The organism is Amycolatopsis sp. CA-128772 (assembly GCF_002904295.1).
In the GTDB taxonomy this organism is placed as follows: Bacteria; Actinomycetota; Actinomycetes; order Mycobacteriales; family Pseudonocardiaceae; genus Amycolatopsis.
The window spans coordinates 265,815-290,657 of sequence record NZ_PPHG01000072.1 but is presented as its reverse complement, the minus strand read 5'-3'; the positions used below and the strand labels follow the sequence as shown (position 1 = coordinate 290,657).

Annotated in this window: 14 protein-coding genes; 10 read left to right on the top strand and 4 right to left on the bottom strand. The window is 73.3% G+C overall.

Features of this window, described 5'->3' with window-relative positions:
• Positions 1 to 45: 45 nt before the first annotated feature.
• Positions 46 to 4,221 (top strand): cation-translocating P-type ATPase, encoded by a 4,176-nt coding sequence (locus C2L59_RS27185; RefSeq protein ID WP_103352323.1) that lies wholly within the window; start codon positions 46 to 48, stop codon positions 4,219 to 4,221.
• Between the two features lie 335 nt (positions 4,222 to 4,556).
• Positions 4,557 to 5,654, top strand: a complete 1,098-nt coding sequence (locus tag C2L59_RS27180) for a serine hydrolase (protein WP_103352321.1) — start codon at positions 4,557 to 4,559, stop codon at positions 5,652 to 5,654.
• 403 nt (positions 5,655 to 6,057) lie between these two features.
• On the opposite strand, the gene C2L59_RS27175 is transcribed toward C2L59_RS27180, so the two are convergent.
• The 3 genes from C2L59_RS27175 to C2L59_RS27165 form a co-directional block, all read right to left on the bottom strand.
• Positions 6,058 to 6,504, bottom strand: a complete 447-nt coding sequence (locus C2L59_RS27175; RefSeq protein ID WP_103352319.1) for a hypothetical protein — start codon at positions 6,502 to 6,504, stop codon at positions 6,058 to 6,060.
• A gap of 35 nt (positions 6,505 to 6,539) precedes the next feature.
• Positions 6,540 to 13,217 carry an RHS repeat-associated core domain-containing protein gene (locus C2L59_RS27170; protein ID WP_103352317.1) on the bottom strand — a complete coding sequence of 2,226 codons (6,678 nt, stop codon included), beginning with the start codon at positions 13,215 to 13,217 and terminating at the stop codon, positions 6,540 to 6,542.
• 207 nt (positions 13,218 to 13,424) lie between these two features.
• On the bottom strand, positions 13,425 to 14,003 hold the full coding sequence (locus C2L59_RS27165; RefSeq protein ID WP_103352315.1) for a helix-turn-helix domain-containing protein: 579 nt from the start codon (positions 14,001 to 14,003) through the stop codon (positions 13,425 to 13,427).
• A 66-nt stretch (positions 14,004 to 14,069) separates the two neighbouring features.
• Between C2L59_RS27165 and C2L59_RS27160 the strand changes: the two genes are divergently transcribed.
• The 5 genes from C2L59_RS27160 (at position 14,070) to C2L59_RS27140 (ending at position 17,949) form a co-directional block, all read left to right on the top strand.
• Complete coding sequence (locus C2L59_RS27160; protein WP_103352313.1) at positions 14,070 to 14,687, top strand: bifunctional 2-polyprenyl-6-hydroxyphenol methylase/3-demethylubiquinol 3-O-methyltransferase UbiG; 618 nt, start codon at positions 14,070 to 14,072, stop codon at positions 14,685 to 14,687.
• A 10-nt stretch (positions 14,688 to 14,697) separates the two neighbouring features.
• Positions 14,698 to 15,177 (top strand): DinB family protein, encoded by a 480-nt coding sequence (locus C2L59_RS27155; RefSeq protein WP_103352312.1) that lies wholly within the window; start codon positions 14,698 to 14,700, stop codon positions 15,175 to 15,177.
• Between the two features lie 466 nt (positions 15,178 to 15,643).
• Positions 15,644 to 16,147 carry a hypothetical protein gene (locus C2L59_RS27150; protein WP_103352311.1) on the top strand — a complete coding sequence of 168 codons (504 nt, stop codon included), beginning with the start codon at positions 15,644 to 15,646 and terminating at the stop codon, positions 16,145 to 16,147.
• Between the two features lie 500 nt (positions 16,148 to 16,647).
• The gene (locus tag C2L59_RS27145) at positions 16,648 to 17,385 is read left to right on the top strand and encodes a choice-of-anchor P family protein (protein ID WP_103352310.1); all 738 of its coding nucleotides are present in this window, start codon (positions 16,648 to 16,650) and stop codon (positions 17,383 to 17,385) included.
• A gap of 3 nt (positions 17,386 to 17,388) precedes the next feature.
• Complete coding sequence (locus tag C2L59_RS27140; protein ID WP_103352309.1) at positions 17,389 to 17,949, top strand: class F sortase; 561 nt, start codon at positions 17,389 to 17,391, stop codon at positions 17,947 to 17,949.
• 15 nt (positions 17,950 to 17,964) lie between these two features.
• On the opposite strand, the gene C2L59_RS27135 is transcribed toward C2L59_RS27140, so the two are convergent.
• Positions 17,965 to 18,378: an STAS domain-containing protein gene (locus C2L59_RS27135; RefSeq protein ID WP_233223717.1), complete on the bottom strand. Its 414-nt coding sequence runs from the start codon at positions 18,376 to 18,378 to the stop codon at positions 17,965 to 17,967.
• 181 nt (positions 18,379 to 18,559) lie between these two features.
• Between C2L59_RS27135 and C2L59_RS27130 the strand changes: the two genes are divergently transcribed.
• The 3 genes from C2L59_RS27130 (at position 18,560) to C2L59_RS27120 (ending at position 24,716) form a co-directional block, all read left to right on the top strand.
• The gene (locus tag C2L59_RS27130) at positions 18,560 to 20,068 is read left to right on the top strand and encodes an MFS transporter (RefSeq protein WP_103352307.1); all 1,509 of its coding nucleotides are present in this window, start codon (positions 18,560 to 18,562) and stop codon (positions 20,066 to 20,068) included.
• A gap of 341 nt (positions 20,069 to 20,409) precedes the next feature.
• Positions 20,410 to 23,691: a formate dehydrogenase gene (gene fdh / locus C2L59_RS27125; RefSeq protein WP_103352306.1), complete on the top strand. Its 3,282-nt coding sequence runs from the start codon at positions 20,410 to 20,412 to the stop codon at positions 23,689 to 23,691.
• Positions 23,688 to 24,716 carry a 4Fe-4S dicluster domain-containing protein gene (locus C2L59_RS27120; RefSeq protein ID WP_103352305.1) on the top strand — a complete coding sequence of 343 codons (1,029 nt, stop codon included), beginning with the start codon at positions 23,688 to 23,690 and terminating at the stop codon, positions 24,714 to 24,716. Before fdh ends, C2L59_RS27120 begins: the two co-directional genes overlap by 4 nt.
• Positions 24,717 to 24,843 lie beyond the last annotated feature (127 nt).

Genomic DNA, 24,843 nt, shown 5'->3' with positions numbered 1-24,843 from the left:
GCCGCCGGGGAACGCCGCCAGGACGGTCGGCAGGCGGAGGTTCGGGTGCTCGGAGGGTTGTTCGCGGTGACGAAGGCCGGGGCCGTGCTGGCCCTGACCGGTCCGGTCCTGGTCACGCAGCAGGCGAAGAAAGCGGTCTCGGCGATCGGCCCGCTCGTCGGGGAGCTGGCCGCGGGCGCGGCCGGGTCCGCCGGGGAAGCGACCCGGACGACCGGCCGCACGGCCGTGCGCGCCACCCGGGTCGTGCGCAACGCCGCCGGCGCCCGCACGGCCGTGTGGCGTGCCGGGCGGCGGCTGCACGTGCCCCTGCGGCCGGGCGAGGGCGCCGACGTCGCGGGATTCGCCGCCGCGCTGGCCGCACACGCCGACGTCGCCGGGGCCTATTGGGACGGCGGGCTCGGCAGCGCGGTGATCCACCTGGCCGAGGAGGCGGCGGCCGACCGCGTGGCCGGCTGGATAGCCGACCGCTGCGAAGAGCACGGGCTGACACCGGCCGAGCCGGGTGACTGCGCCCCGGCGCACCCCGGCGACACCTACGGCGTGCGGGCGGCGGCGCTCGCACTGGCGATGGACGTCGCCGGGCTGGCCGTGTCGGCCGCCACCCGCTCCGGGCGGGTGCACGAAGGAGTGCGTGCCGCGGTGTCCGCGGCCCGGGAACACCCCACCGTCCGGGCCGCGCTGGACGAGCGGTTCGGCTGGTACACGGCGGAACTGGCGCGGTCGGGCGTGTCCGCCGCGGTGCGCGGGCTGAGCCAGGCCCCCGGGGAGCTGGCGCTGGACGCCCTCCTGCGCGCCGGGCAGCTCACCGAGGCGGTCGCCCGGCTCACCGCGTTCGACGCCGGGCACGACGAGCTCTGTTCGCCGGACCGCCCCAGTCTCGGCGTGACGCCGCCGCAGCGGCGGGTCCGCGCGCCCATGGAGGACTACGCCCGCACGGCCGTCGGCGGCGGCCTGCTCGCCGCGCTGGCCGACCTGCTGGTGCGCCGCAAGCCCCGCGAAGCCGCCGAAGCGTTCCTCACGACGTCGCCGATGCCCGCCCGGTACGCCGACACCGCCTTCCACACCGCGATGGGCACGGCGTTCGCCCGCGAAGGGGTGCTCGTCCGCGACCCGGACCGGCTCAAGGCCCTGGACACCGTGGACACCGTGGTGCTGCACGCCGACGCGCTGCACGGCGAAGCCGGCCTGGACCCGCACGCCGAAGCGGTGCTCGACGCCGCCCGCCGGGCCGGGGCGCGGGTCGTCATCACCGGGCCGGCCGCCCGCGACCGGCTCGGCGAGTTCGCCGCGCTCGCCGACGACGTCACCGACGAGCCGTTCGCCGGGCTGGTGACGCGGCTGCAGGACGACGGCCGGGTCGTGCTCACCGTCGCCCGCCCGCCCGCGCGGTGCACGCCGGGCTGCGACGAGGTGGCGGGCCTGTTCGCCGGGGACCTCTGCGTCGCGCTCGCCGACCGCGACGCCCCGGTGCTGTGGGGCGCCGACCTGGTCGTCCAGCCCGGGCTGACCGGCGTGTGGCGGGTGTTGCGGGCCACGGCCGCCGCGCGGGCGAACAGCAAGCGCGCCACGCGCGTGGCCACCGCGGGCGGGCTGATCGGCGGGCTGCTGCTGATGTCGCGCCGGCGGCGGCCGCTGGTTCCGTTCCTGCCCCGGCTGGACCCGGTCCTGCTCGGCGGGCTGACCGGGCTCACGATGGGCACGTTCGCCGCGGTGCGCGTCGCCGCGGCGCGGCCGCCCGCGGGCCGGGCCCGGATCGCCTGGCACGAGCTGACCGGCGAAGAGGTCCTCGAACGGCTTGCGGCCGCGGAAGCCGAGCCGACGCACCGGGAACTGCTGGCGCGCCGGGTGCGGACGGCGGCCGGGGCGGTGGCCCGGCACCCGGCCGCGGCGCCGGTCCGGTTCGGGGCGGGCCTGGCCGCCGACGTCGCTGCCGAGCTGAACGACCCGCTGACCCCGGTGCTGGCCCTCGGCGCGGTCGCGTCCGCGGTGGTCGGTTCGCCGGTGGACGCGCTGCTGGTGGCCGCGGCGATGGGGCTCAACGCCGGCGTCGGCGGCGCCCAGCAGTTCCGCGGCCGCCGCGCGCTGGCGAAGCTGCAGGACGGCGAGCGGCAGCGGGCCCGCCGGGTGGGCGGCCGGGTCGTCGACGCGCGGGTGCTGCGGCCCGGGGACCGGATCGAGCTGCGCGCCGGCGACGTCGTCCCGGCCGACGCCCGGCTGCTGACCGGCCACGACCTCGAGGTCGACGAATCCGCGCTGACCGGCGAGTCGCTGCCGGTCGCCAAGCAGCTCGACCCGGTGCCGGGCGCGCCGATGGCCGAGCGCAGCTGCCTGGTCTTCGCCGGCACCACGGTGGTCAGCGGCGAAGGCACCGCGGTCGTCGTCGCGGTCGGGCCGGAGACCGTCGCCGGCCGGGCGGTCGAGCTGGCCACCCGGACCGCCGCCGCGGTCGGCATCCAGGCCCGGCTGCAGGACCTGACCCGCCGGGCGCTGCCGCTGACGATGCTCGGCGGCGCGCTCGTCACGGGTCTCTCGGCGATCCGCGGCCGCCCGCTGCGCCGGGCACTGGCCGGTGGCGTGGCGATCGCCGTCGCCGCGGTGCCCGAGGGGCTGCCGCTGGTGGCCACGGTGGCGCAGCGGGCGGCGGCCCGGCGGCTGTCCGCGCGCGGCATCCTCGTCCGGGCCCCACGGGCGCTGGAAGCTCTGGGGCGCCTGGACGTCGTGTGCTTCGACAAGACCGGCACGCTGACCGAGAACCGGCTGCGCGTGGTCACCACGACCGGCGCGTGCGGCCGGGCGCGCGAGCCGGAGCCGGGTGACGCGGTGCTGCGGGCGGCCGCGCGGGCGTGTCCCGGCACGCTCGACGACCCCCACGTGCGGGCCCACGCCACCGACCACGCCGTGCTGGACGCCGCCGGCCCGGACGAGGGCTGGACCGAGCTCGCCGGGCAGCCGTTCGAGGCGAACCGGGGCTACTCGGCCACGATCGGCCGGGCCGGCGACGGCGAGCCGACGCTGGTCGTCAAGGGCGCCCCGGAGGTCGTCCTGCCCGCCTGCCCCGGCGCGGACGAGCTCGCCCGTGCGGCGGAGGCGTTGGCCGACCAGGGGTTGCGCGTGCTGGCCGTGGCATCGCGGCAGACCGGGCCGGCCCCCGACGGCGACCAGGAGGTGCTCGCGGACCTGGAGTTCCTCGGGTTCCTCGGGCTGGCCGACACGCTGCGGCCCACGGCCGGGCCGCTGATCGCCGGCCTGCGCGCGGCCGGCGTGTCGCCGGTGATGCTCACCGGCGACCACCCGAACACCGCGCGGGCCATCGCGACGTCGCTGGGCTGGCCGGCCGACGCGCCCGTCGTCACCGGCGACGAGCTGGCCCGCCTGGACGGCGCCGGCCGGGCGCGGCTGCTGTCCGGCGCGGGCGTGATCGCCCGCGTCGCGCCGGAGCAGAAGCTGCAGGTCGTGGAGGCGCTGCGCGAAGCGGGCCGGGTAACGGCGATGGTCGGCGACGGCGCGAACGACGCGGCGGCCATCCGCGCCGCGGACGTCGGCATCGGCGTGCGCGCCCGCGCGTCGACCGCCGCCCGCACCGCGGCCGACGTGGCGCTGACCGGCGACGACCTGACCGTGCTGCTGGAGGCGGTGGCGGAGGGCCGCGCGCTGTGGCGCAGCGTGTCGGACGCGGTGGTGATCCTGGTCGGCGGCAACGCGGGCGAGATCGGGTTTTCGGTGCTGGGCACGCTGCTGTCCGGCGACTCGCCGCTGGGCACCCGGCAGCTGCTGCTGGTCAACCTGCTGACGGACCTGTTCCCGGCGATGGCGGTGGCGGTCACCCGCCCGGACGACGAAGACGGCGGCGGTCCCGGCGGCCTCGGGACGGACCTGTCCCGCGCGATCACCGGCCGCGGCGTGACGACGGGCGTCGGCGCGACGACGGCGTGGCTGCTCGGCCGGGTCACCCCGGGCACGGTCCGCCGCACGAGCACGATGGCGTTGTGCGGCCTGGTCGGCACCCAGCTGGCCCAGACCCTGCGCGGCCGCCGCCGCAGCCCGCTGGTGGTCGGCACGGCGGTCGGCTCGGCCCTGGCGCTGGCCGCGATCGTCCAGACGCCGGGGGTGAGCCAGTTCTTCGGCTGCACCCCGCTGGGCCCCCTCGCCTGGGCCGGCGTCGGCGCAGGCGTCGCCACCGGCGCCCTCACGTCGACGCTGCCGATCCTGCGCCGGCCGTAACCGGCGTGATCCGGCCCGGAACTCGCGTGATCAGAGCCGTAACCGGCGTGATTGAAGCCGTAACTCGTGAGTTACGGGTTCGATCACGCGAGTTACGGGTTCGATCACGTGAGTTCCGGGTTCAGTCACGGGGCGGGAGGTCAGGCGGGGGCGATCAACGGGGGCTCCGCCAGGTCCGGCGGGGCCGGTAGGCGCAGGCCCTCGTCCGCGCGCCGACACCGGGCCCGCGCGGGGGTAGCGCAGGCGCTACCCCCGGTTCGGTGGTCTGCACTCCTGATCTTCCCGCCGGATCCCGGCATCGTCAGCGGGGTCGTCCATTCGGGAGGAGCAGGAAGATGCGGAAAGCAGTGGTGGTCCTGACCGTGGCGGGACTGCTGGGCACGACGGCCACAGCGGCGGTCGCGGCCCCGCCCACCGTCCGGCAGCAGCTCGACGCGCTCGTGACCCAGGAGGGGTTCCCGGCCGCGCTGGCGTCGGTGACGCGGGGCGGACGCACGGAGTCGCTGGTCGCCGGCTCGTCGCGGCTCGGCAGCCGGGTTCCGGTTCCGGCCGACGGGCGGGTCCGGGCGGGCAGCAACACGAAGACGTTCACCGCGGTGGTGGTCCTGCAGCTGGTGGCCGAGGGCAAGGTGGCCCTGGACGCGCCGATCGAGCGGTACCTGCCCGGCCTGGTGCCCGGCGGTTCGGCGATCACCGTCCGGCAGCTGCTGCAGCACACGAGCGGGCTGCCGAACTACACCGAGTACCTCGGGCTCGAGGACATCGCGAAGCTGCAGCACCGGTACTTCCCGCCGCACGAGCTGCTCGCCGTCGCCTTCGCGCACCCGGCCCGGTTCGCCCCGGGGACGAAGTGGGAGTACAGCAACACCAACTACGTGCTGGCGGGCCTGCTGATCGAGCGGGTGACCGGACGTCCGGTGGCGGAGCAGATCACCGAGCGCGTGATCCGGAAGGCGGGCCTGCGGAACACGTACTGGCCGCAGGTGGGCGACCAGCGCATCCAGGGCCCGCACCCGCACGGCTACGCACGCTCGGGCACTGCCGTGGTCGACGTGACGGAGCTGGATCCATCGTGGGGCTGGGCGGCGGGCCAGCTGATTTCGACGCCGGGCGACCTCGCGCAGTTCTCCCGGGCGTTGCTGGACGGCCGGTTGCTCCCGGCGCGTCAGCGGGCGGAGATGCGCAAGACGGTGCCGGCGCCGCTGTTGCCGGGCTGGCAGTACGGCCTGGGCGTGTTCCGCGTCCCCCTGACGTGCGGCGGCGAGTACTGGGGCCACGGCGGCGACATCCACGGTTTCGAAACCCGCGGCGGCGCCACGGACGACGGCCGCGCGGTGGGCTTGGCGGTGACGGCCCTGCCGGGCACCTTCGGCGACGCGGACCGGGGAGCGCAGGCGGTGCTGTCCACAGTGGATGCGGCGTTCTGCCGTTGACCGTCTCCGGGGAACACGTGGTGCAGGCCAGAGCCGCGGCGGAAGAGCCGCCACTGCTCCACCGGGCCGGCGCAGGCCGGGAACACCTCGATCACCACGGATTCGGTGAGTTCGAGGGTGATCGCGCCGGCCCGGCTGAAGCCGATGACCCGCACACCCGCAAGACCCGCCACGGCGGCGGCCAATCTCTCTTGGGCACACACCCGAAGGCTTCCTCCCCTCGTCAGCCGGCTAGCGCGCCGGCGCTGTCAAGGCCCGGCGGAGTTCGGCTCTGCGCTCCCGGGCCCGACAGCGGAATGACCTCCGCCTGCCACGACCGAGCGACGCCGCCAAAGCCGTGACTTGACCGGCTCCGAGCAGCGTCCGGGTCGACGCCGGCGCTCCCGGTCCCGGCCGTACTCCGTCACGCTCCCCCGGCCGGTGGGTCCGGGGCTTCGTCCAGGACTCCGATGTACCAGCGGTTCGGGCGGGGATGACGATCGAAGGGTTTCAGCGAATACGTCGTGTAGCACCAGGACACCAGCACCTGCCGTGGCCGGAGCGTGAACTCCCGGCGCAGCGCGACTTCCTTGCCCGCGTCGCTCACCACGAAATCGAGGCGGTGGGTTCCGGGCGGGAGATCGACCCACCGCACCGATCGGTCGTCGGCGCTGCCCGCGTACAGCTCTCGGCGGCCTTCGCGGACGTAGACGAACCGGAGGTACCGGTAACCGTTCCGGTTGCTCGCCGGGATGACCGCGTACGCCAGCAGCCCGGTGCGCCCTTCGCGGCGGGCTTTCCGCAGCTTCCGGCGCGCGCTCCACTTGAGCCGGCGTGGCTCCAGCGGACGGAGCTCGCTGGTGTCGGTCATCCTGCTCACTTTCCTCCGGTGGCGGCGACGCCACCTTAGTGGTGGTTCAGGTCGTTGGGGTCCTGGGGCGAGTTGAGGTTGCAGCCGCCCGCGATCGAGTAGCCCAATGACGCGATGTTCTGCAGCCAGGCGCCGACATTGAGGCCGCGTTTCGCCTGGCGGTAACCCCAGCGGCCGATCGCCGAGCTGGCTCCCTCCGCCAGTTTTCCCGCCGCCTTCGCCCCGGCGCCGAACGCGTAGCCGGCCGCGCCCGTCGCGACGCTCGCCACACCGACCGCGCAACTCGCCGCGCTGCCGGTCTTGCACGTGTACCTGGCGTCCGCAATGGACAGTGCGGTGTCCGCGTAGAACAGCCCGTTGGCGAGCATGGACGCGCCTTCGGTGATGCCGACGCCGATCGCGGTGTCGGCGAGCAGGTAGCCGCCGACGAACTCGCCGACCACCGGGATGGCCAGCGACGCCACGGCGAGGCCCACTTCGAAGGCCGTCTTGTGCTCCCAGACGAAGTTCGCCGCCGCGCAGGCCCAGCCGAACCCGGACCAGCACATCCCCGACAGATCGGTCAGGTTGACCGGGTTGCCCATGACGTAGCCGTACGCGCTGTGCGTGCTGTCGACCTGCGGGTCGACCGTCAGGAACTGGGCGGTGGCCGGGTCGTAGTACCGGGCACGCAGGTAGACCAGCCCGGATTCCGCGTCGGTGTACTGGCCGGTGTAGCGCAGCGGAGTGTCGGCGGTGCCGGACGCCGTCGTGACGCCGTACGGCGTGTAGCGGTAGCTACCGGCGACCGCACCCGCACCGGTGAGCAGCGCGAGGGTCGAGCCGACCTGGTCGTGGACGTACCAGAACGCACCCGCCGCACCGACCTGTTCGATCGGGAGGCCGTCGGGGCCGTAGAGGTACTCGTTGGTCGCGTCGTTCAGGACATTCGGCGTCGCGCCGGCGTCCCAGACGAACGTGGTCGTCGTCCCGCCGGACGTCCTGGACATCCGCAGGCCGTCACCGTTGTAGCCGTAGGTTGCCGCCGTGGCGCCCCGCGTGAACGAATTCAGCCGGCCCGCCTGGTCGTAGCCGTAGCTGGTCGAGCCGGCCGTCTTGCGCTCACCCGACGCGCCGAAGGTGTAGCCGACGGCACCGGCCGGGACGGTGCCGCAGCCCGGCGTGCCGGCCGAGCCGCCGGGCAGCGTCCAGCAGAGCTGCCCGGCCGCGTCGAACGCCTGGGTGACGGCGCCGATCTGCACCGGGTTGTCCGCGGCGTCGTCGGTGTAGGTGTTCGAACCGTCGGAGCTGAGCTGTTCCTTGGCGTTGTACCCGAACGTCTGGGTGGCCGGCCCGACGGTGCGGGACGCGAGCTGGCCGATCGGGTCACGGCCGTAGGTCGCCGACACCGCGGTGGCCGAGCCGGTCACGGCGGTGGTGCTCGTCAGGTGGTCGCTGTCGTCGTACCCGTTGGTCACCGTGGTGCCGTTCGGGTACGAGGTCGTCTTGACGACGCCGTCGCCGTCGTAGCCGAAGGTGGTCTTGTTCCCGTTCCAGTCGGTCACCGTCTTGAGCCGCTCGGCGTCGTCGAAGGTCCGGACCACCGTGCTGGTGCGCCCCGGGTAGGTGATGCCGGTCTGGTTCCCGTTGTCGTCGTAGCCGTACCCGACGGTCGCGCCCGAGCCCTGCGTCTGCGAGGTGACTTCGCCGAAGGCGTTGTAGGTCCAGGTCGACGTGCCGGTCCCGTCCGTCATCGTCGACCGGTGACCGGCCGGGTCGTAGCTGTAGACGACCTTCGGCGTCACGCCGTCGGAATAGGTCATCGACTTGAGCTGGCCCGCGGGGTCGTACCCGTTCGTCGTGACCCGGCCGCCGGGGTCGGTCGCGGTCAGGGCGTGCCCGGCCGGGTCGAGGTGCACGGTCGACGTGCGGTTGTCCGGATCCGTGCGGGAGTTCTTGCGGCCCTGCCCGTCGTAGCCGTAGGTCGTCTTGGCGCCGAGGCCGTCGATCGTGTCGGCGACCGTTCCGTCCGGGTTGTAGTCCGTGATCCGGGTCGAGTTGTCCGCCTGGGTGACCTTCACCGGCTGCCCCACCGGGTCGAACGTCGTGATGGTCGTCCGCTGGTTGGCGTCGGTGGCCGACGTCTGGTGCCCGTCGGCGTCGAAGTGCGCGGACGCGGCGTGGCCGAGCGGATCCGTCGTCAGCGTGACGTTCCCGTAGGCGTCGTGGCCGTAGGTCGTGCACCCCTTGGCCGGCGGGGTGCAGGCGGTGGTGACGCCGGCCGCGCTGCCGTTCCCGTCCACCGTCGAAACGAGCAGGCCGGTCGCGGTGTCGAACCCGGACTGGGTCCTGTCCCCCGCGGCGTCGGTCACCGAGACCCGGTCGCCGAAGGCGTCGAACGCGACGCTGGTGGTCTTGCCGTTCGGGTCGACCGCCCGGGTCTGGTCGGCCGGGTGCGCCGGGTCGTCGTAGTAGAACGCGGCGGTGCGGACCGGGGCCGCCCCGAAGTTGCCGGTCGTGGACTCCACGACGTTGTTCGCGCGGGTGACCGTCCTCGACGTCAGGTCCAGCCCGCCGCCGGCGCCCGGCGGGACGTGCCCGGCCTGGTCGTACTGGTTGACCGTGGCCACCCCGTCGGCGTCGATGGTTTCCAGGAGGTTCGCGGCGTCGTCGTAGACGTAGTCGGTCGTGAAGCCGAGGGCGTTCGACTCGGAGGTCTTGTTGCCGTGGTCGTCGTAGGTGAACGTGTGCAGGGCGCCGTCGGGGTCGGTCTGCGTGGACACGCCGAGGGTGACCGGGTCGTAGGTGTAGGACGTAGTCCCGGCGTCGGCCGTGCCGTAGCCCAGGGTTTCCGAGACCAGCAGCCCGTTCTGGTAGGTGTCCAGCTTCCGGTGCCCGTTCGGGTCCGTCACGAGGGTCTGGCCGGCGGCCAGGCCGCCGTCCGGGCCGTAGGTGAACGTCGTGGTGTGCGCGTTGGCGTCCGTCTGCGTGTGGACGCGCTCGGCGCTGTCGTACACCATCGAGGTCGTCGCCGAGGCCGGGCCGCCGAAGTTGGCGGGGGACCGCATCGACGTCATCAGGTGGTTGCCGTCGTAGGTGTACTGGGCGTGGTCGTCGTCCTTCCGGGTGGGTGCCCGGGTGGTGCCGACGCCGTAGACGTCGGTGAGGTTGTCGTTCGCGTCGTAGCCGTAGGTCACCGTCCGGCCGGCCGGGTCGGACAGGCCGCTGATGTGGCTGCCCGTCCAGCTGAGCGTGTAGGCGCGCCCGGCGGGGTCGGTGATCGCCGACAGGTGGCCGGCACCGTCGTAGGCGAGCGTCGTCCCGTAGCTCGGCGACGCCTTGCTCCCGGCGAGGTCGGTCTCCGCCGTCAAGTGTCCACTGGCGACGTCGAAGGTGAAGATCTGCCGTCCTCGCCGCGTGTACGTGTAGGTGGTGCCGGACTTGGCCAACGCCGCGTCGAACCGGGGTGCGGCGGGGGCGAAGGTGCTCCCGGTCGCGGTGAAGGCGACCGCGGAACCGTCTTCCTGCTTCACCGTCACGGTTCCGGTGGCGGGGTCGGTGTTCGCGGACAGGTTGTACGAATACGTCCAGCCCCAGCCGAACGGCCCGTCGGCGGCGAGCGCCTTGTTCGGACCGTTGGGGTCGGCGATGCTTTCGGCGTAGCTGCGGGAGAAGTTCAGCGGCAGGCCGCGCCCGGGCGTGGTCAGGTCGGTGAATTCGTCGCCGAAGTAGCCGGTCGCGGTGTCGACCGGGTCGCCGGCTGTCCGGCGGGCGCAGCCGCAGGCGATGAACGCCGGGTTGCTGCCGCGCGGCTCGTCCTGGATGCCGGGCGGGCCGCCGATCGGCTGGCCTGGCGTGCCGCCCTGCGGGACGAACGCGATCGCGTCGAAGGCGACGTCGAAGTCCGAATAGCCGTACCCGCCCTGGTCCTGGGAGCTGCCGTTGTTGGTCAGGGTGACGGTGGCGCCGTTCTGCATGGCGAACGTGCCGATGGTGACCCACTGCTCGGAGTTCCACGCCTGGTTGACGCGGATCTTCCACGGCGACACCCCACCGCCGGGGTTGATGGTGTAGACGACGTTCGTCGCCTCGGCGCCGAGGCCGGGCAGGTGCAGCTTGACCTTGTAGTACTGCAGCGACGGCAGGTTCGGGGTCCAGACGCCGGTGTTGATCAGCGCCGGGTTCGAGCCGTCCTCGGTGTGGGTGAACAGGACCCGGCCGCCGAGGCCGGTGCCGAGCTGGTGGGTGTCGATCGCGCCGATCGGGTCACCCGCGGAGTTCGTCCCGTACGTGTAGGTGAACGTGCCGTTGTCCGACCAGTTCGCGGCGCCGCAGCCCTGCAGGTTCAGCCGCGACGGCTCGTCGTCGACGATGATCGAGCCGCCGGGCACCTTCGCCGTGTCCTGGCTGCACGTCGGCGGGTTCTGCGTCGGGTTCGCCGGTTCGGACCCGCCCGACACGGCGTACGGGCTCGTCGCGCACGTCGTCGCGCAGCTGGGGATCCACGTCACCGGGTTGTGCCACCAGCACTGGAAGTCGTTCAGCATGCAGTGGCTCGCGCCCGGGTTCGAGGTGTTGGTGGCGTTCGGGTCGCACTGGTTGGCGGACAGGGAACACATCGCGGTGAACGGGGCGGGCTGCACCCAGTGCTGGCCGCCGTTGTACGTCGGCTTCGCGTACGCCGGGTTGCTGTAGCGGATCAGCGGGCTCGCGGTCCAGCCGAGCACGCGCTCCTGGTACGGCCAGCTCGCCGGGTGCGCCGCGTCGGCGTAGGTGTCCTGCAGGTACGGGTCGCGGTTGGGCGGGTAGTCCAGGTTGGCCGGGTTGTTGGTCCAGCCCAGCCCCCACGTGCCGTGCGGGCCGGTGCAGGACGGGCCGGGCGTGCAGCCGGTGGTGTTGCCGTTGGCCGCGTTCGGCTGGATGCCCGAGTTGTACGCCCAGGCCGCGAAGTACCAGTTCTCCAGGTAGCGCGGGTCGGCGTTGTTGGCGGTGATCCCGGCGGTGTAGAGCTGGTTCCAGGTGGTCTCGAGGATCTGCAGGCCGGCGGCGATGTTCTCCTGGTAGTCGACCGCGACCTTCCACTGGCCGTGCTCGGACAGCGAGTGGTCGCCGAGGTGCATGCCGTCGGTGACCTGGCTGATGCCGTAGCCGCAGTCGGAAGCGGCGTAGTTCATCGAGACGATGTCCCCGCCGGCGCCGTAGTAGCTGGCGATCAGCGGGTCGCCGGCGGTGCCGGCCGGCGCGTGCCACGACGCCTGCGACCAGTTCGACTCCTGGGCCATGATGCCCTCGAAGATCGACCGCGGCACCGAGTTCGAGCCGCCCGCCGGGTGCGACAGCGGGATCAGCGGGAAGTCGCTGTTGGGTGCGTAGGCGACCAGGCCCAGGTTGCCGAAGCCGGCCGGGCGCGTGTACGCGCTGCCGGTCAGCAGGCCCTGCTCGGCCAGCTGCACCGCCCAGTTGACCTGCGCCGGGTTCGGCTGCATGACCTGCCGGTTGGCGTTCAGCGGCGGCACCGCGCACTTCGGCGTCTGCGCCTGGGTGGTGGCCGGGGCCGCCTTCGCCGCCGGGGCCGCGTCACCCTTCGGGCTCAGCCGGTTCTGGTGCGGTGCCTGAGCGGCCTTCGGCGCGGCGGAGTAGGTGGGCACGGCGGTGGCGGCGGCCCGGGTGGCCGCCGGGACCGCGGGCGCGAGCACCTTGCCGCTGTTCGTCGCCAGCAGGGCGGGCGAGGACTTCCGGCCGTCGCCGTCCGGGCCGAGCAGCACGTCACCGTCCAAAGAGGACGCTTCGGCGCCGTGCGCGAGCGGGCCGTCGCCCACGCTGCGCACGCCCGCGGCGGCCAGCGCGGCGGGCGCGGCCGGCGTGGCGCCGGTGAGCACGGCGCGCCCGGCCCGGCCCTGGAACAGCTGCACCCGGCCGAGGTCGCCGGAACCGAGGGTGGTGACCGCGCCGGCGTGTTCGTGCGCGGCGGTCGCGGTGCGGGTGCCCGGCCCGGTGTGCAGGAAGCTGACGCCGCCGTCGGCGGCCGGATGCACGTCGTAGACGTCCCCGGGCAGGGTGGCCACCACGGCGGGCTTTCCCTTGGCGGGCAGGGAAACCAGCCGGTTGCCGGCCACGCCGACGATCCCGCCCGCGGCGGGGACGGCGGAGGTGAGCTGCCCCGGCGTGGTCACGTCGGCGTCGACCCGGCCGGTGGCCAGGTTCGCGGTGAGCAGCCGGGTCTGCCCGTCGAGGGCGACGGTGAACACGGCGGTGTCGCCGGTTCCGCAGCCGGGCGAGTAGTACTTGAGGCCGACGCCGCCGGCCAGGGCGCGCACGGCTCCGGTGCCGAGGTCGACGGAGTAGGCGAAGGCACCGTGGTCGCGCGCGGCCTGGGTGTTGACGGCCGATGCGGGGAGGATCGCGACGGCGGCGTACTTCCCGTCGCCGGACACGCACTGGTAGCCGGTCCACGAGCCGTCGTCGAACCCGGCCGGGTGCAGGAGCGCGGCTTCCCGCCAGGCGAACCCGGCGGCTTCCCGCCCCAGTTCGACGTGGTAGCCCTGCGCGTCTCCGTACCCGTCGACGGCGACGTCGGCGGATTTCGCCGCGTCCGGGCCGAAATCCGCCGGTTCCGGCGCGGCGGCGTGCGGTGCGGGCGCGGGCGGTTTCGGTGCCGCGGCCACGACCGAAGTGGTCGCTCCGGCGAGCGCGAGCACCGTGCCCAGCACGGTCAGCACTCGCCATCCGGACATTCTTCGCGCACGATCGATTCCACCGGACACGGCAGATCCTCCCCCTGAAGTAGCGGCCCCGGAAATCCGGCCGCCAAGGGGAAATCTAACTGTCCGCCCGGCGGGACCCATCACCCATTGGAGTGATCTTCGAGTATGGGAACCGAACAATCGGACATTACTTTTCCTTGGGAATTCCGTTGTCTCCCAAGGAACATCGCGCCGGCCTCACTGCGCGCGGGCGCGCAGGTGGGCGCGTTCTCCCTGGCGGCCGAAGAGGATGAGGAGCTCGACCGCCTTGCCGTCCGCGGTGCCGAGCCAGTGCGGGATCGTCGTGTCGAACTCCGCCGCTTCGCACGCGGGCAGCACCAGGTCGTGCTCGCCGAGGACCAGCCGCAGGTTCCCGTGGAGCACGTACAGCCATTCGTGCCCTTCGTGCGTCTGGTGGTCCGGGGCCGGCGGCGGGGCGGCGCTGGGGATGATCATCTTGTACGCCTGCATCCCGCCCGGCCGCCGGGACAGCGGCACGAAGGTCATGCCGTACCGGTGGATCGGGGTGAGGTGGATGCGCGGGTCCCCGGTGCGCGGCGCGCCGACGAGGTCGTCGAGCGGGACGTCGTAGACGCGGGCCAGCGGCAGCAGCAGTTCGAGGCTGGCCCGCCGCTGCCCGCTTTCCAGCCGGGACAGCGTGCTTTCCGACACGCCGGTCGTGCCGGCGACCTCCGCCAGCGTCAGGCCGCGGTGCCGGCGCAGCGCCCGCAGCCGGGGGCCGACCGCGTGCAGCACGTCTTCGAAGTCGTCGCTCACCCGGCCATCTTGCCGGAACCGCAAGAACGCGTGCCGGAACGGCCGGGGCCGGGTCAAGGTGGGCCCATGACGACATCGGCCACCGAAGCGGCCCGGTTCTGGGACGGCCACCACGCGGCTCACCTGACCGACGGCGAGCCGCGCCCCAACGTCCGGCTCGCCGAAGTCGCCGCCCGGCTGATTCCCGGGCGGGCGCTCGCCCTCGGGTCCGGCCCCGGCGGGGACGCGCTGTGGCCGGCCCGGCGCGGCTGGCACGTGACCGCCGCCGACATCTCCGCCGTCGCCCTCGCCCACCTGGCCCGCCGCGCGCGGGCCCTCGGGCTGGGCGGCCGGATCACGGGCGCGCGGCACGACCTGTCCGCCACGTTTCCGGCGGGTTCCTTCGACCTCGTCTCGGCGCACTACCTGCACACGTCCTTCCCGCTCCCCCGCGACGCCGTGCTGCGGCAGGCCGCGCAAGCGCTCTCCCCCGGCGGGCGGCTGCTGGTCGTCGAACACGGGTCCGTCGCACCGTGGTCGTGGCACCAGGACCCGGCCGCGGTGCCCGCACTGGCCGCGCCCCCGCTGGATCCGGCGCGGTGGACCGTCGAGCGCGCCGACGCCCTCCCCCGCCGCGCCACCGGACCCGGCGGGCGAACCGCCGAGGTCGTCGACCACCTCCTGCTGATCCGCCGCACCCGCTGAAAGGACCGTCATGCCCCGAACCCGGCGGGACACCCCGCCCCCGCGCACCGGCCCGGACGAGAAGGCCGTCCTGCGCGGCTTCCTCGACCACCTCCGGGCCGCCGTGGCCGCCAAGGCCCAGGACGTCCCGGAACCGGCGGTCCGGACGCCCGGCGTGCCGTCCGGGACGTCGCTGCTGGGCCTGGTCCGGCACCTCGCGCACGTCGAACGGTTCACCTTCCTCGGCGAGCAGCCGCCCGACTGGCCCGGCACGTTCCGGCCGGGCCCGGACGAGACCGTCGCCTCGGTGCTCGCGGACTACCGCACGGCGTGCGAGCAGGCGAACGCCGTGATCGACGCCTGCCCCGACCTGACGCAGCCGGTACCCCGGCCCGGCCGCACGCCGCCGTCGATGCGCTGGGCCCTGGTGCACCTGATCGAGGAAACCGGCCGCCACGCCGGGCACGCCGACATCCTGCGGGAGCTGATCGACGGCAGCACCGGCCGCTGACTGCACTGACCATGGACGCCCGGTCGCCCACGTCGCTGCCGAGCTCGGGATCTCCCGAGCGCCGCCACCGTCCTGGCCGAGCTGGGCATCGACCGGACCGAACGCGTGATGACCGGCAACGCCCTGGCTACCGCCGCTCCCACGCCGGGCGCGACGCACTCACCGACCTCGGCGCCCAAGCACCACCCGAGTTCCTGCACCGCTACCACCACCACCGAGCCCACACCTCACCCGGCGCCAAGCCACCCATCACCCGCGTCAACGACCTCGCAGGGCACGACAGCCGGCCGCGGTCGTCGCCATGATCGAGTCCTGCTCGTTTTCGCCTCCGGGGCGGGGAATCGCTGACGAATCCATTGTGGAACACCGCCGGAAAGGAGGATTCCCAGCGTGCGGCGGAGCGCCGGGAGAGGGTCCGCGGAGGTTTCGCTCTGCGCGTCACCCGCAAGCGTGCTATTTGGTCCTTATGAGTGAATCACCCGAGTATCCGAGCTACCCGCAGTCGTCCGCTCCGACGGGTCAGCCACCCGCGCCGGCGCGGCCCGGTACGGTCGAAGGCGCCTTCTGGGCGTTCCTCGCCTCGACCGTGATCGGGCTGATCGGCGGCGTGCTGATCTTCGCCAACCGGGACGGCATCGCCCAGGCCCTCCGCGACGCGAACCGGCAACGCGGCGGCAACCTCACCGACGCCCAGATCGACCAGACGGTGAACGCCACGATGATCACCGCGGTGGTCATCGCGGTCATCATCGCCGCGCTGTACCTGCTGTTCGCGTTCAAGCTGCGCGCCGGCCGGAACTGGGCGCGGATCGTGCTCACCGTGCTGACCGCGCTGCAGCTGCTCTCGCTGCTGATCGGGCAGAGCACGATCGGCGGTTACCTCGCCGTGCTCGCCGCGGTGGTGGGCGTGGTCCTGTCGTTCACCGGCCCGTCGAACGCCTACTTCGCCTCGCTCAAGGCTCCGCGCTGACCCGCTCCGCGCGGCGGCCCGGCCAGGACCGCCGCGCGGACGGGCCGCGGTTTTCTCCGGCTGCCGAGAATGGACCGGGAGGACGCCCCGGCGGCCTTCGTCGAGGGTCCGGCAAGGGTCCGGCGCGGCTGCCCGGTGATCCCGTGGCACAGCGGGAATTCCGTGTCCGTCACATCACGTTCCGTGTTTTCCTTCACCACTCCGGTAATCACTCGTCCGTGTTTGAACTGCCGGGACACCCCCTCGAATGCCGCAGTGCGCGCTACTGAACGTCGGCAGCGCACGGCAAAAGCAGGGCCCGGGGTGCCACGTCACGGTGGCCGCCGCAGTTCGTGATCACTTTTCGCGCACTGCCCCGGCCGCCGCCGGTGCGCGGATTCCTTGCCCTCCTGGGCGATTTTGGTAGCTTGGCCGGGATTTCTCCCGCGGACCGGTCGTGTCACCGGTGCGCGTCCCCGCTCGCGTTCCCGCGAATCCGTTGCCGCCGAAAGGAATTCCTCATGCGCACCACCCTGCTCCGGGCCGGCAGCCTGGCCGCCGCCGTGCTCGCCGGATCCACCGGCGTCGCGGCGGCGGACGACGCCGTCACCGGGTCCGCGTTCGGCGCTTCGGCCGGCGCTTCCCTGGTGCCCGGCGGCAAGGCGGCCACGCTCGACACCGGCCCGCTGGCCGCTTCGAGCAGCCGGGGACCGGCCACGGCAAGCGTCGCCGACGCGCCGCTCGGCGGGCTCGTCACCGCGAAGGCGCTCACCAGTTCCGTGGTGCCCGGCGCGGATTCCGTGGCGGCCAAGGCAGCGGCCGCCGAGGTGACGCTGCCGCTGCTCGGCCCGGCCGCCGGGCGGGTGCCGTCGATCCGGCTGGTCAGCGCCCGCTGCGCGGCGGCGGACGGCCGCGTGACCGGCAGCAGCGACCTCGCCGGCGCCACCCTCGGCCGGCTGGGCACACTGCCCGCCGCCACCGCGCCGAACCAGCGGCTCGGCGTCCCCGGCGTGGCCGAAGTGATCGTCAACGAACAGCTCCAGCGCTACGACGGCAGCCTCGAAGTCACGGCGCTGCACGTCAAACTGCTCGGCGGCGAACTCGGCCGCGGCGACGTGAAGCTGGCGTCGGTGGTCTGCGGCCCGGCGAAGGAGCGCGCTCCCGAGGCGCCGCCGCGCCCGGACGCGCCCCGCCAGGTGGTCGTCGTCCCGGCCGGCGCCCCGCAGACCGGCGACGGCAGCCTCGCGGCGGAGGGCTGAGCCGTGGCCCGTCGCCCGTTCCTGACCGTCTTGCTCGCGCTGGTGCTCGCCGGGTGCGGCGCAACGCCGTCCCCGCCGTCGGCGGCCCCGGCGACGGCGGCCCCGGCGCCGGCCCGGTCCCTGCCGACCGCGCTCGACGTCCCGGCGATCGGCGCGCGGTCGTCGCTGGTCCCGCTCGGCCTCAACCCCGACCGCACCGTCGAGGTGCCGCCGGTCGACCAGCCGCTGCAGGCCGGCTGGTACGAATACGGCCCGACGCCGGGCGAGGCCGGGCCCGCGGTGATCCTCGGCCACATCGACGGCGGGCACCGGAAGGGCATCTTCTGGCGGCTGCACGAGCTGAAGCCGGGCGAACCGGTGCACGTCGACCGCGCCGACGGCGGCCGGTTGACGTTCGAGGTGACGAAGGTCGAGCAGATCGCGAAGGACGTCTTCCCCACCGAAGCCGTGTACGGCGACACGGCCGACCCGCAGCTGCGCCTGATCACCTGCGGCGGGCGGTACGACGCGGCGAACCGGAACTACCTCGACAACGTGATCGTCTTCGCGAAGCTGAAGCGGTAGTCCACTGTGGACGGCTCAGCCGCGCCACATCCGGGCGGTGAGCCGGAAGAACTCGCGGTCGTCGCCGGCGCCCAGCGCGGCCGCGCGGTCGGGGTAGCAGTCCAGCACCCGGTCGGCGCCGGTCAGCAGCAGCGCCCGGTTCACCACCGCGTTGCCGCCGGTGACGACCCGGAGCCGGGCGCCCACCGCGGCCGCGTGGTCGGCCGCCTCGCACAGCACGTGCACGCCCGCGGCGCCGAGGAAGCACACGTCCGTCAGGTCCAGGACGACCACCCGCGGGGCCGGGCAGCGGTGCAGCGCGCCGGCCACCGCGCGCACGACGAGCAGGACCGTTCCGGCGTCGAGCTCCCCGGCCAGGGCCAGCACCACCGGCTCACCGGGCGAGCACGACACCCGCAACCGCCCCGTCGGGGCACCGGAGGACGTCACGCGAGCACCCACCTCCGAGGACCGGGACGAACGGGGGCGCGGCCTGCCCGACCGCCCCGCACAGGCTAATGACGGCTTTCGGCTGCTCACAAGCCGTGACCGGGCGGGTCGACCCGATCGTGTTTCACCGGAGGCACGCGGGGGAAGTCACGCGAGGCGATTTGCTCTCAAGGAGGTTGTCATGGCGGCAACACCCGATCCGGCGCCGACCGGGGTGCGCACGCTCATCCCGGCGCGCATCGACCGGTTGCCCTGGTCCCCGTTCCACACCCGGATGGTGGTCGCCCTGGGGGTGGCCTGGATCCTGGACGGGCTGGAAATCACGGTGGCCAGCGCGGTCGCCGACACGCTCACCAAGCCCGAGACGTTGCACATGTCGTCGGCGGCGGTGGGCCTGCTGGCGACGATCTACCTCGCCGGCGAGGTGGTCGGGGCGCTGTTCTTCGGCAGCCTGTCCGACAAACTGGGCCGCCGGAACCTGTTCATGCTCACCCTGGCCGTGTACCTGGTCGGCAGCGGCCTGACCGCGCTGACGCTGGGCAACGGGGCGGGCTGGGTCGTCTTCCTCTACGCCACCCGGTTCGTCGCCGGGATGGGCATCGGCGGCGAGTACGCCGCGATCAACTCCGCCATCGACGAGCTGATCCCGGCCCGCTACCGCGGGCGGGTGGACATCGCGGTCAACGGCACCTACTGGGCCGGCGCGGTGCTCGGCACGATCGGCACGTACATCCTGCTGAACCGGATGGACCTGTCGCTGGGCTGGCGGCTCGGCTTCCTCATCGGCCCGGTGCTCGGGCTGGTGATCCTGCTGGTGCGGCGGCACCTGCCGGAGAGCCCGCGGTGGCAGATCATGCACGGCAAGGCGGACGCCGCCGAGGAGTCGATCAGGCAGATCGAGCAGGAGGTCGAGCACACCGGCCGCACCCTGCCCCCGGTCGACGAGAAGAAGGCGATCGAGGTGACGCCGGCCGAGCGGATCGGGTACGTGGCGCTGGCCAGGGTGCTCTTCCGCGACTACCCGTCGCGGGCGGTCCTGGGCGCGTCGCTGATGATCAGCCAGTCGTTCCTGTACAACGCGATCTTCTTCACCTACACGCTGGTGCTCGGCAAGTTCTACGGCGTCTCGTCCGAGGCGACGCCGATCTACCTGATCGCCTTCGCGGTGGGCAACCTGGTCGGCCCGTTCACCATCGGCCACCTCTTCGACACCCTCGGCCGCCGGAAGATGATCTCCGGGACCTACATCGTGTCCGGTGTCCTGCTGGCGATCACGGCGGTGCTGTTCTACGCGGGCACGCTGAACGCGATCACCCAGACGATCGCGTGGTGCGTGATCTTCTTCTTCGCCTCCGCGGGCGCGAGCGCGGGTTACCTGACGGTGAGCGAGATCTTCCCCCTGGAGGTCCGGGCGAAGGCGATCGCGGTGTTCTTCGCGATCGCGCAGTGCTTCGGAGCCCTGGGACCGGTGATCTACGGCGCGCTGATCGGCACGGGCGAGCACCCGGTCCGCCTGTTCATCGGCTACCTGCTCGGCGCGGCGGTGATGATCGCGGGCGGCCTGGTGGCCCGCTTCCTGGCGGTGGACGCGGAGGGCAAGTCCCTGGAGGACATCGCCCAGCCACTGGCCGCGGCCGGCCGCCGGGGACGGACGCGCGCGGAAGGGGCGTCGTCGCCGTTCTCGACCTGACGGCTGCTGGAACTGCGGAGGCCGCCACCGGGGATGCCCTGGTGGCGGCTTTTGCGCATGCGGGCCGGTTGGGCGGGCCCGGGAAACGCCGCCCCGGGGGATGACATGAGCAGGCGCACCGAACCCGCCGTGGCCGCATCCGGCCGCTGAACCGACGAGGACGGCATCCGGGCGCTCGGGGGCCCGGGTACGCCTGGCGGCCGGGGACCCGCGGTGGACACGAGTGCGGCCGCGGCCGTGCGGCCGGCAGGACAACCGCGGCCCGGCGGTTTAGGCTCGGAGTGCGCCGGGTAGCCGCCCGTTCGGAAAGTGCGGCGCCGGTCTGCGGTCGGGAGGTGGGTGTGGGACCACGGAAGTGGCTCGAGTCCTGGCCCGTGTACCGCCAGCTCACCGGCACCGACCCGCTCGGCCGCGGCAAGGCCGCCGAATCGCCGCGCTCGGAGGCACTGGCCCCGCGCACCGCGAGCGCCGACCGGGTGGCCAAGTCCGTCTGCCCCTACTGCGCCGTCGGCTGCGGGCAGCAGGTCTTCGTCAAGGACGAGAAGGTCGTCCAGATCGAAGGCGACCCGCACAGCCCGATCTCCCGCGGCCGGCTCTGCCCCAAGGGCTCGGCCAGCAAGCAGCTGGTCACCGGGCCGCAGCGGGAGCAGAAGGTCCGCTACCGCGCGCCCTACGCCACCGAGTGGACCGAGCTCGACCTCGGCACCGCCATGGAGATGGTCGCCGACCGGGTGCTCGACGCCCGCCGGAAGGGCTGGCAGGACACCGACGACCACGGGAAGCCGCTGCGCCGGACCATGGGGCTGGCCAGCCTCGGCGGCGCCACCCTCGACAACGAAGAGAACTACCTGATCAAGAAGCTGTTCACCGCGATGGGCGCGATCCAGATCGAGAACCAGGCCCGTATTTGACACTCCGCCACCGTTCCCGGTCTGGGGACTTCCTTCGGTCGCGGTGGCGCGACGGACTACCAGCAGGACCTGCAGAACTCCGACTGCGTCGTGATCATGGGCTCGAACATGGCCGAGGCGCACCCGGTCGGGTTCCAGTGGGTGATGGAGGCGAAGGCCCGCGGGGCCGAGGTGCTGCACATCGACCCGCGGTTCACGCGCACCAGCGCGCTGGCCGACGCCCACGTCCCGCTGCGGGCCGGCACGGACATCGCGTTCCTCGGCGGGGTGATCAACCACATCCTGAGCAACGACCTGGACTTCCGCGAGTACGTGGTCGCCTACACCAACGCCTCCTTCCTGGTGCACGAGGACTACCGCGACACCGAGGACCTCGACGGCCTCTTCAGCGGCTACGACGAGGCCAAGGCCGCCTACGACCCGGCGACCTGGCACTACCAGGACACCCGGCCGAAGGACACCTCGCACGGCAAGGAGACGTCGGCGTCCGACCAGCACGGCTCGGGCGGCCCGGTGCTCGAAGGCGGCAGCGAGGAGATCGCCGCCGACCCGACCCTGCAGCACCCGCGCTGCGTGTTCCAGATCCTCAAGCGCCACTTCGCCCGCTACACCCCCGAGCTGGTCGAAGCCACCTGCGGCACACCGAAGGAGCTCTTCCAACGGGTCTGTGACGCGTGGACGCGCAACTCCGGCCGGGAACGCACCGCCGCGCTCGTCTACAGCGTCGGCTGGACGCAGCACAGCGTCGGCGCCCAGTACATCCGGGCGGGCTCGATCATCCAGCTCCTGCTCGGCAACATCGGGCGGCCCGGCGGCGGGGTCTTCGCGCTGCGCGGGCACGCCAGCATCCAGGGCTCGACCGACATCCCGACGCTGTTCAACCTGCTGCCCGGCTACCTGCCGATGCCCACGCCGGAGCAGACGACGCTGGCGGACTACATCGGCAGCGTCAGCGGCGACAAGCAGAAGGGCTTCTGGCGCAACGCCGACGCCTACACGGTGTCGCTGCTGAAGGAGTATTGGGGCGAAAAGGCCACACCGGACAACGACTTCTGCTTCGGTTACCTGCCCCGGATCAACGGCGACCACGGCACCTACCGCACGGTCATGGACATGGTCGACGGCAAGGTGTCCGGTTACTTCCTGCTCGGGCAGAACCCGGCCGTCGGCTCGGCGCACGGCCGGCTGCAGCGCCTCGGCATGGCCAACCTCGACTGGCTGGTCGTGCGCGACCTGACGATGATCGAAAGCGCCACCTTCTGGAAGGACGCGCCGGAGATCGAGACCGGCGAGATCGCGCCGGAGCGGTGCCGCACCGAGGTGTTCTTCTTCCCCGCCGCCTCGCACGTCGAGAAGGAGGGGACGTTCACCCAGACCCAGCGCATGCTGCAGTGGCGGGAAAAGGCCGTCGAACCGGCCGGGGACCAGCGCTCGGAGCTGTGGTTCTTCTACCACCTCGGGCGCATCCTCCGGGAGCGGCTGGCCGGCTCGGAAGACGAGCGCGACCGGCCGCTGCTCGACCTCGCCTGGGACTACGCGGTCCACGACGGCGAACCGTCCGCCGAGGACGTGCTGCGGCGGATCAACGGCCAGGACCTGACCACCGGCAAGGAGCTCGGCGGCTACCTGGAGCTCAAGGCCGACGGCAGCACGTCGTGCGGGTGCTGGATCTACAGCGGCGTCTACGCCGACGGCGTCAACCAGGCCGCGCGCCGCAAGTCCCGCTTCGAGCAGGACTTCTACGCCCACGAGTGGGGCTGGGTGTGGCCGCTGAACCGGCGGGTGCTCTACAACCGCGCGTCGGCCGACCCGGCCGGCCGGCCGTGGAGCGAGCGCAAGGCCCTGATCTGGTGGGACGCCGAGCGCGGCGAGTGGACCGGCCACGACGTCCCCGACTTCGAGAAGACCAAGCCGCCGGACCACGTCCCGCCGCCGGACGCCGTCGGCCCGGCCGCCCTGCGCGGCGACGACCCGTTCATCATGCAGTCGGACGGCAAGGCGTGGCTGTTCGCGCCGACGGGACTGGCCGACGGGCCGCTCCCGACGCACTACGAACCGCACGAATCGCCGTTCCGCAACCCGCTCTACGCGCAGCAGGGCAATCCGGCGCGGAAGGTCTACGGCCGCAAGGACAACCCGTCGCACCCGTCGCCGCCCGAGGCCCACGGCGAGGTGTTCCCGTTCGTCTTCACCGCCGCGCGCCTGACCGAGCACCACACGGCGGGCGGGATGAGCCGGACCCTGCCGTACCTCTCGGAGCTGCAGCCGGACCTGTTCGTCGAGGTCTCCCCCGAGCTGGCGAAGCTGCGCGGGCTGGCCCACCTGGGCTGGGCGCACGTCGTCACCGCGCGGGCCGCCGTCGAAGCGCGGGTGTTCGTGACCGACCGGATGGCGCCGCTGCGGGTGCAGGACCGGGTCGTGCACCAGGTCTGGATGCCCTACCACTGGGGCAGTTCCGGGCTGGTGTCCCGGGACGTCGTCAACGACCTGTTCGGCGTGGTGCTGGACCCGAACGTGTTCATCCAGGAGAGCAAGGTCGCCACCTGCGACGTCCGGCCCGGCCGGCGCCCGCGCGGGGCCGCGCTGCTGGAACTGCTCGCCGGGTACCGGGACCGCGCCGGGATCACGGCGGAAACGGGGACGCAGGTGGCGACCGCGCACGACACGCGGCACGTCGAACCCGGCCACGAGGTCACGGAGGACGGCACATGAGCATCGAGGACCGGCTGTCCGGCCCGCTGCCGGACGTCGCCGCGGAAGCCGGGCACACCGGGCACCCGCCGCGCGTCGGGTTCTTCACCGACACGTCGGTGTGCATCGGCTGCAAGGCCTGCGAGGTGGCCTGCAAGGAGTGGAACAACGTCCCCGAAGACGGGCTCGACCTGCTCGGGATGTCGTTCGACAACACCGGCGCGCTCGGCGCGAACTCGTGGCGGCACGTGGCCTTCATCGAGCAGCAGCGCCCGCTCGGCGGCCAGTCGCCCGGGCTCGAGGGGCTGCCGACCGGGCCGTCCGCGATCGACGTGACCACCGCCTTCGTCGCCGACGAGCTGCGGGAGGCCCCGCTCGGCGGCGGCGAGCTGGGCACCTCTCCCCTGCCGCGCGACCCCGAGGACCTCGGGATGCCGTCGTTCGACCTGCCGGGCGCGCGGACCGGCGCCGAGGGCCGGGCCGACTTCCGCTGGCTGATGGCGTCGGACGTGTGCAAGCACTGCACCCACGCCGGCTGCCTCGACGTCTGCCCGACGGGCGCGCTGTTCCGCACCGAGTTCGGCACGGTGGTGGTGCAGCAGGACATCTGCAACGGCTGCGGCTACTGCGTTTCCGGCTGTCCGTACGGCGTGATCGACCGCCGCCCGGACGACGGCCGGGCCCAGAAGTGCACGCTCTGCTACGACCGCCTCCACGACGGCCTCGAACCGGCGTGCGCCAAGGCCTGCCCGACCGACTCGATCCAGTTCGGCGAGCTCGACGAGCTGCGCGCGCGGGCGGCCCGCCGGGTCGAGCAGCTGCACGAGCGCGGGGTGACCGAGGCGCGCCTGTACGGCCACGACCCGTCCGACGGCGTCGGCGGCAACGGCGCGTTCTTCCTGCTGCTGGACGAACCGGAGGTCTACGGCCTGCCCCCGGACCCGGTGGTGCCGACGCGCGAGCTGCCCGCGATGTGGAAGTACGCCGGAATGGCGGCATCGGCCCTGCTCGCCGCGGCGGTCGCCGCCTTCGGGAGGCGCAAGTGAGCCGGGGCGGGTATTGCCGGGGCGGCGACTCCACCGCGCCCGGGAGGCGCACGTGAGCCGGCGCGGGCATTGCCGGGGCGCCCAACGCGGCAGCGCACGCGAGTACGTCGGCGCACCCGGGAGGCGC

What these genes read in the sequence shown, in the direction of transcription:
- C2L59_RS27170 (WP_103352317.1), bottom strand. Translation starts at nt 13,217, where the DNA reads ATGTCCGGATGGCGAGTGCTGACCGTGCTGGGCACGGTGCTCGCGCTC.
- C2L59_RS27130 (WP_103352307.1), top strand. Translation starts at nt 18,560, where the DNA reads ATGGCGGCAACACCCGATCCGGCGCCGACCGGGGTGCGCACGCTCATC.
- C2L59_RS27175 (WP_103352319.1), bottom strand. Translation starts at nt 6,504, where the DNA reads ATGACCGACACCAGCGAGCTCCGTCCGCTGGAGCCACGCCGGCTCAAG.
- C2L59_RS27155 (WP_103352312.1), top strand. Translation starts at nt 14,698, where the DNA reads ATGCCCCGAACCCGGCGGGACACCCCGCCCCCGCGCACCGGCCCGGAC.
- C2L59_RS27160 (WP_103352313.1), top strand. Translation starts at nt 14,070, where the DNA reads ATGACGACATCGGCCACCGAAGCGGCCCGGTTCTGGGACGGCCACCAC.
- C2L59_RS27180 (WP_103352321.1), top strand. Translation starts at nt 4,557, where the DNA reads ATGCGGAAAGCAGTGGTGGTCCTGACCGTGGCGGGACTGCTGGGCACG.
- C2L59_RS27145 (WP_103352310.1), top strand. Translation starts at nt 16,648, where the DNA reads ATGCGCACCACCCTGCTCCGGGCCGGCAGCCTGGCCGCCGCCGTGCTC.
- C2L59_RS27120 (WP_103352305.1), top strand. Translation starts at nt 23,688, where the DNA reads ATGAGCATCGAGGACCGGCTGTCCGGCCCGCTGCCGGACGTCGCCGCG.
- C2L59_RS27150 (WP_103352311.1), top strand. Translation starts at nt 15,644, where the DNA reads ATGAGTGAATCACCCGAGTATCCGAGCTACCCGCAGTCGTCCGCTCCG.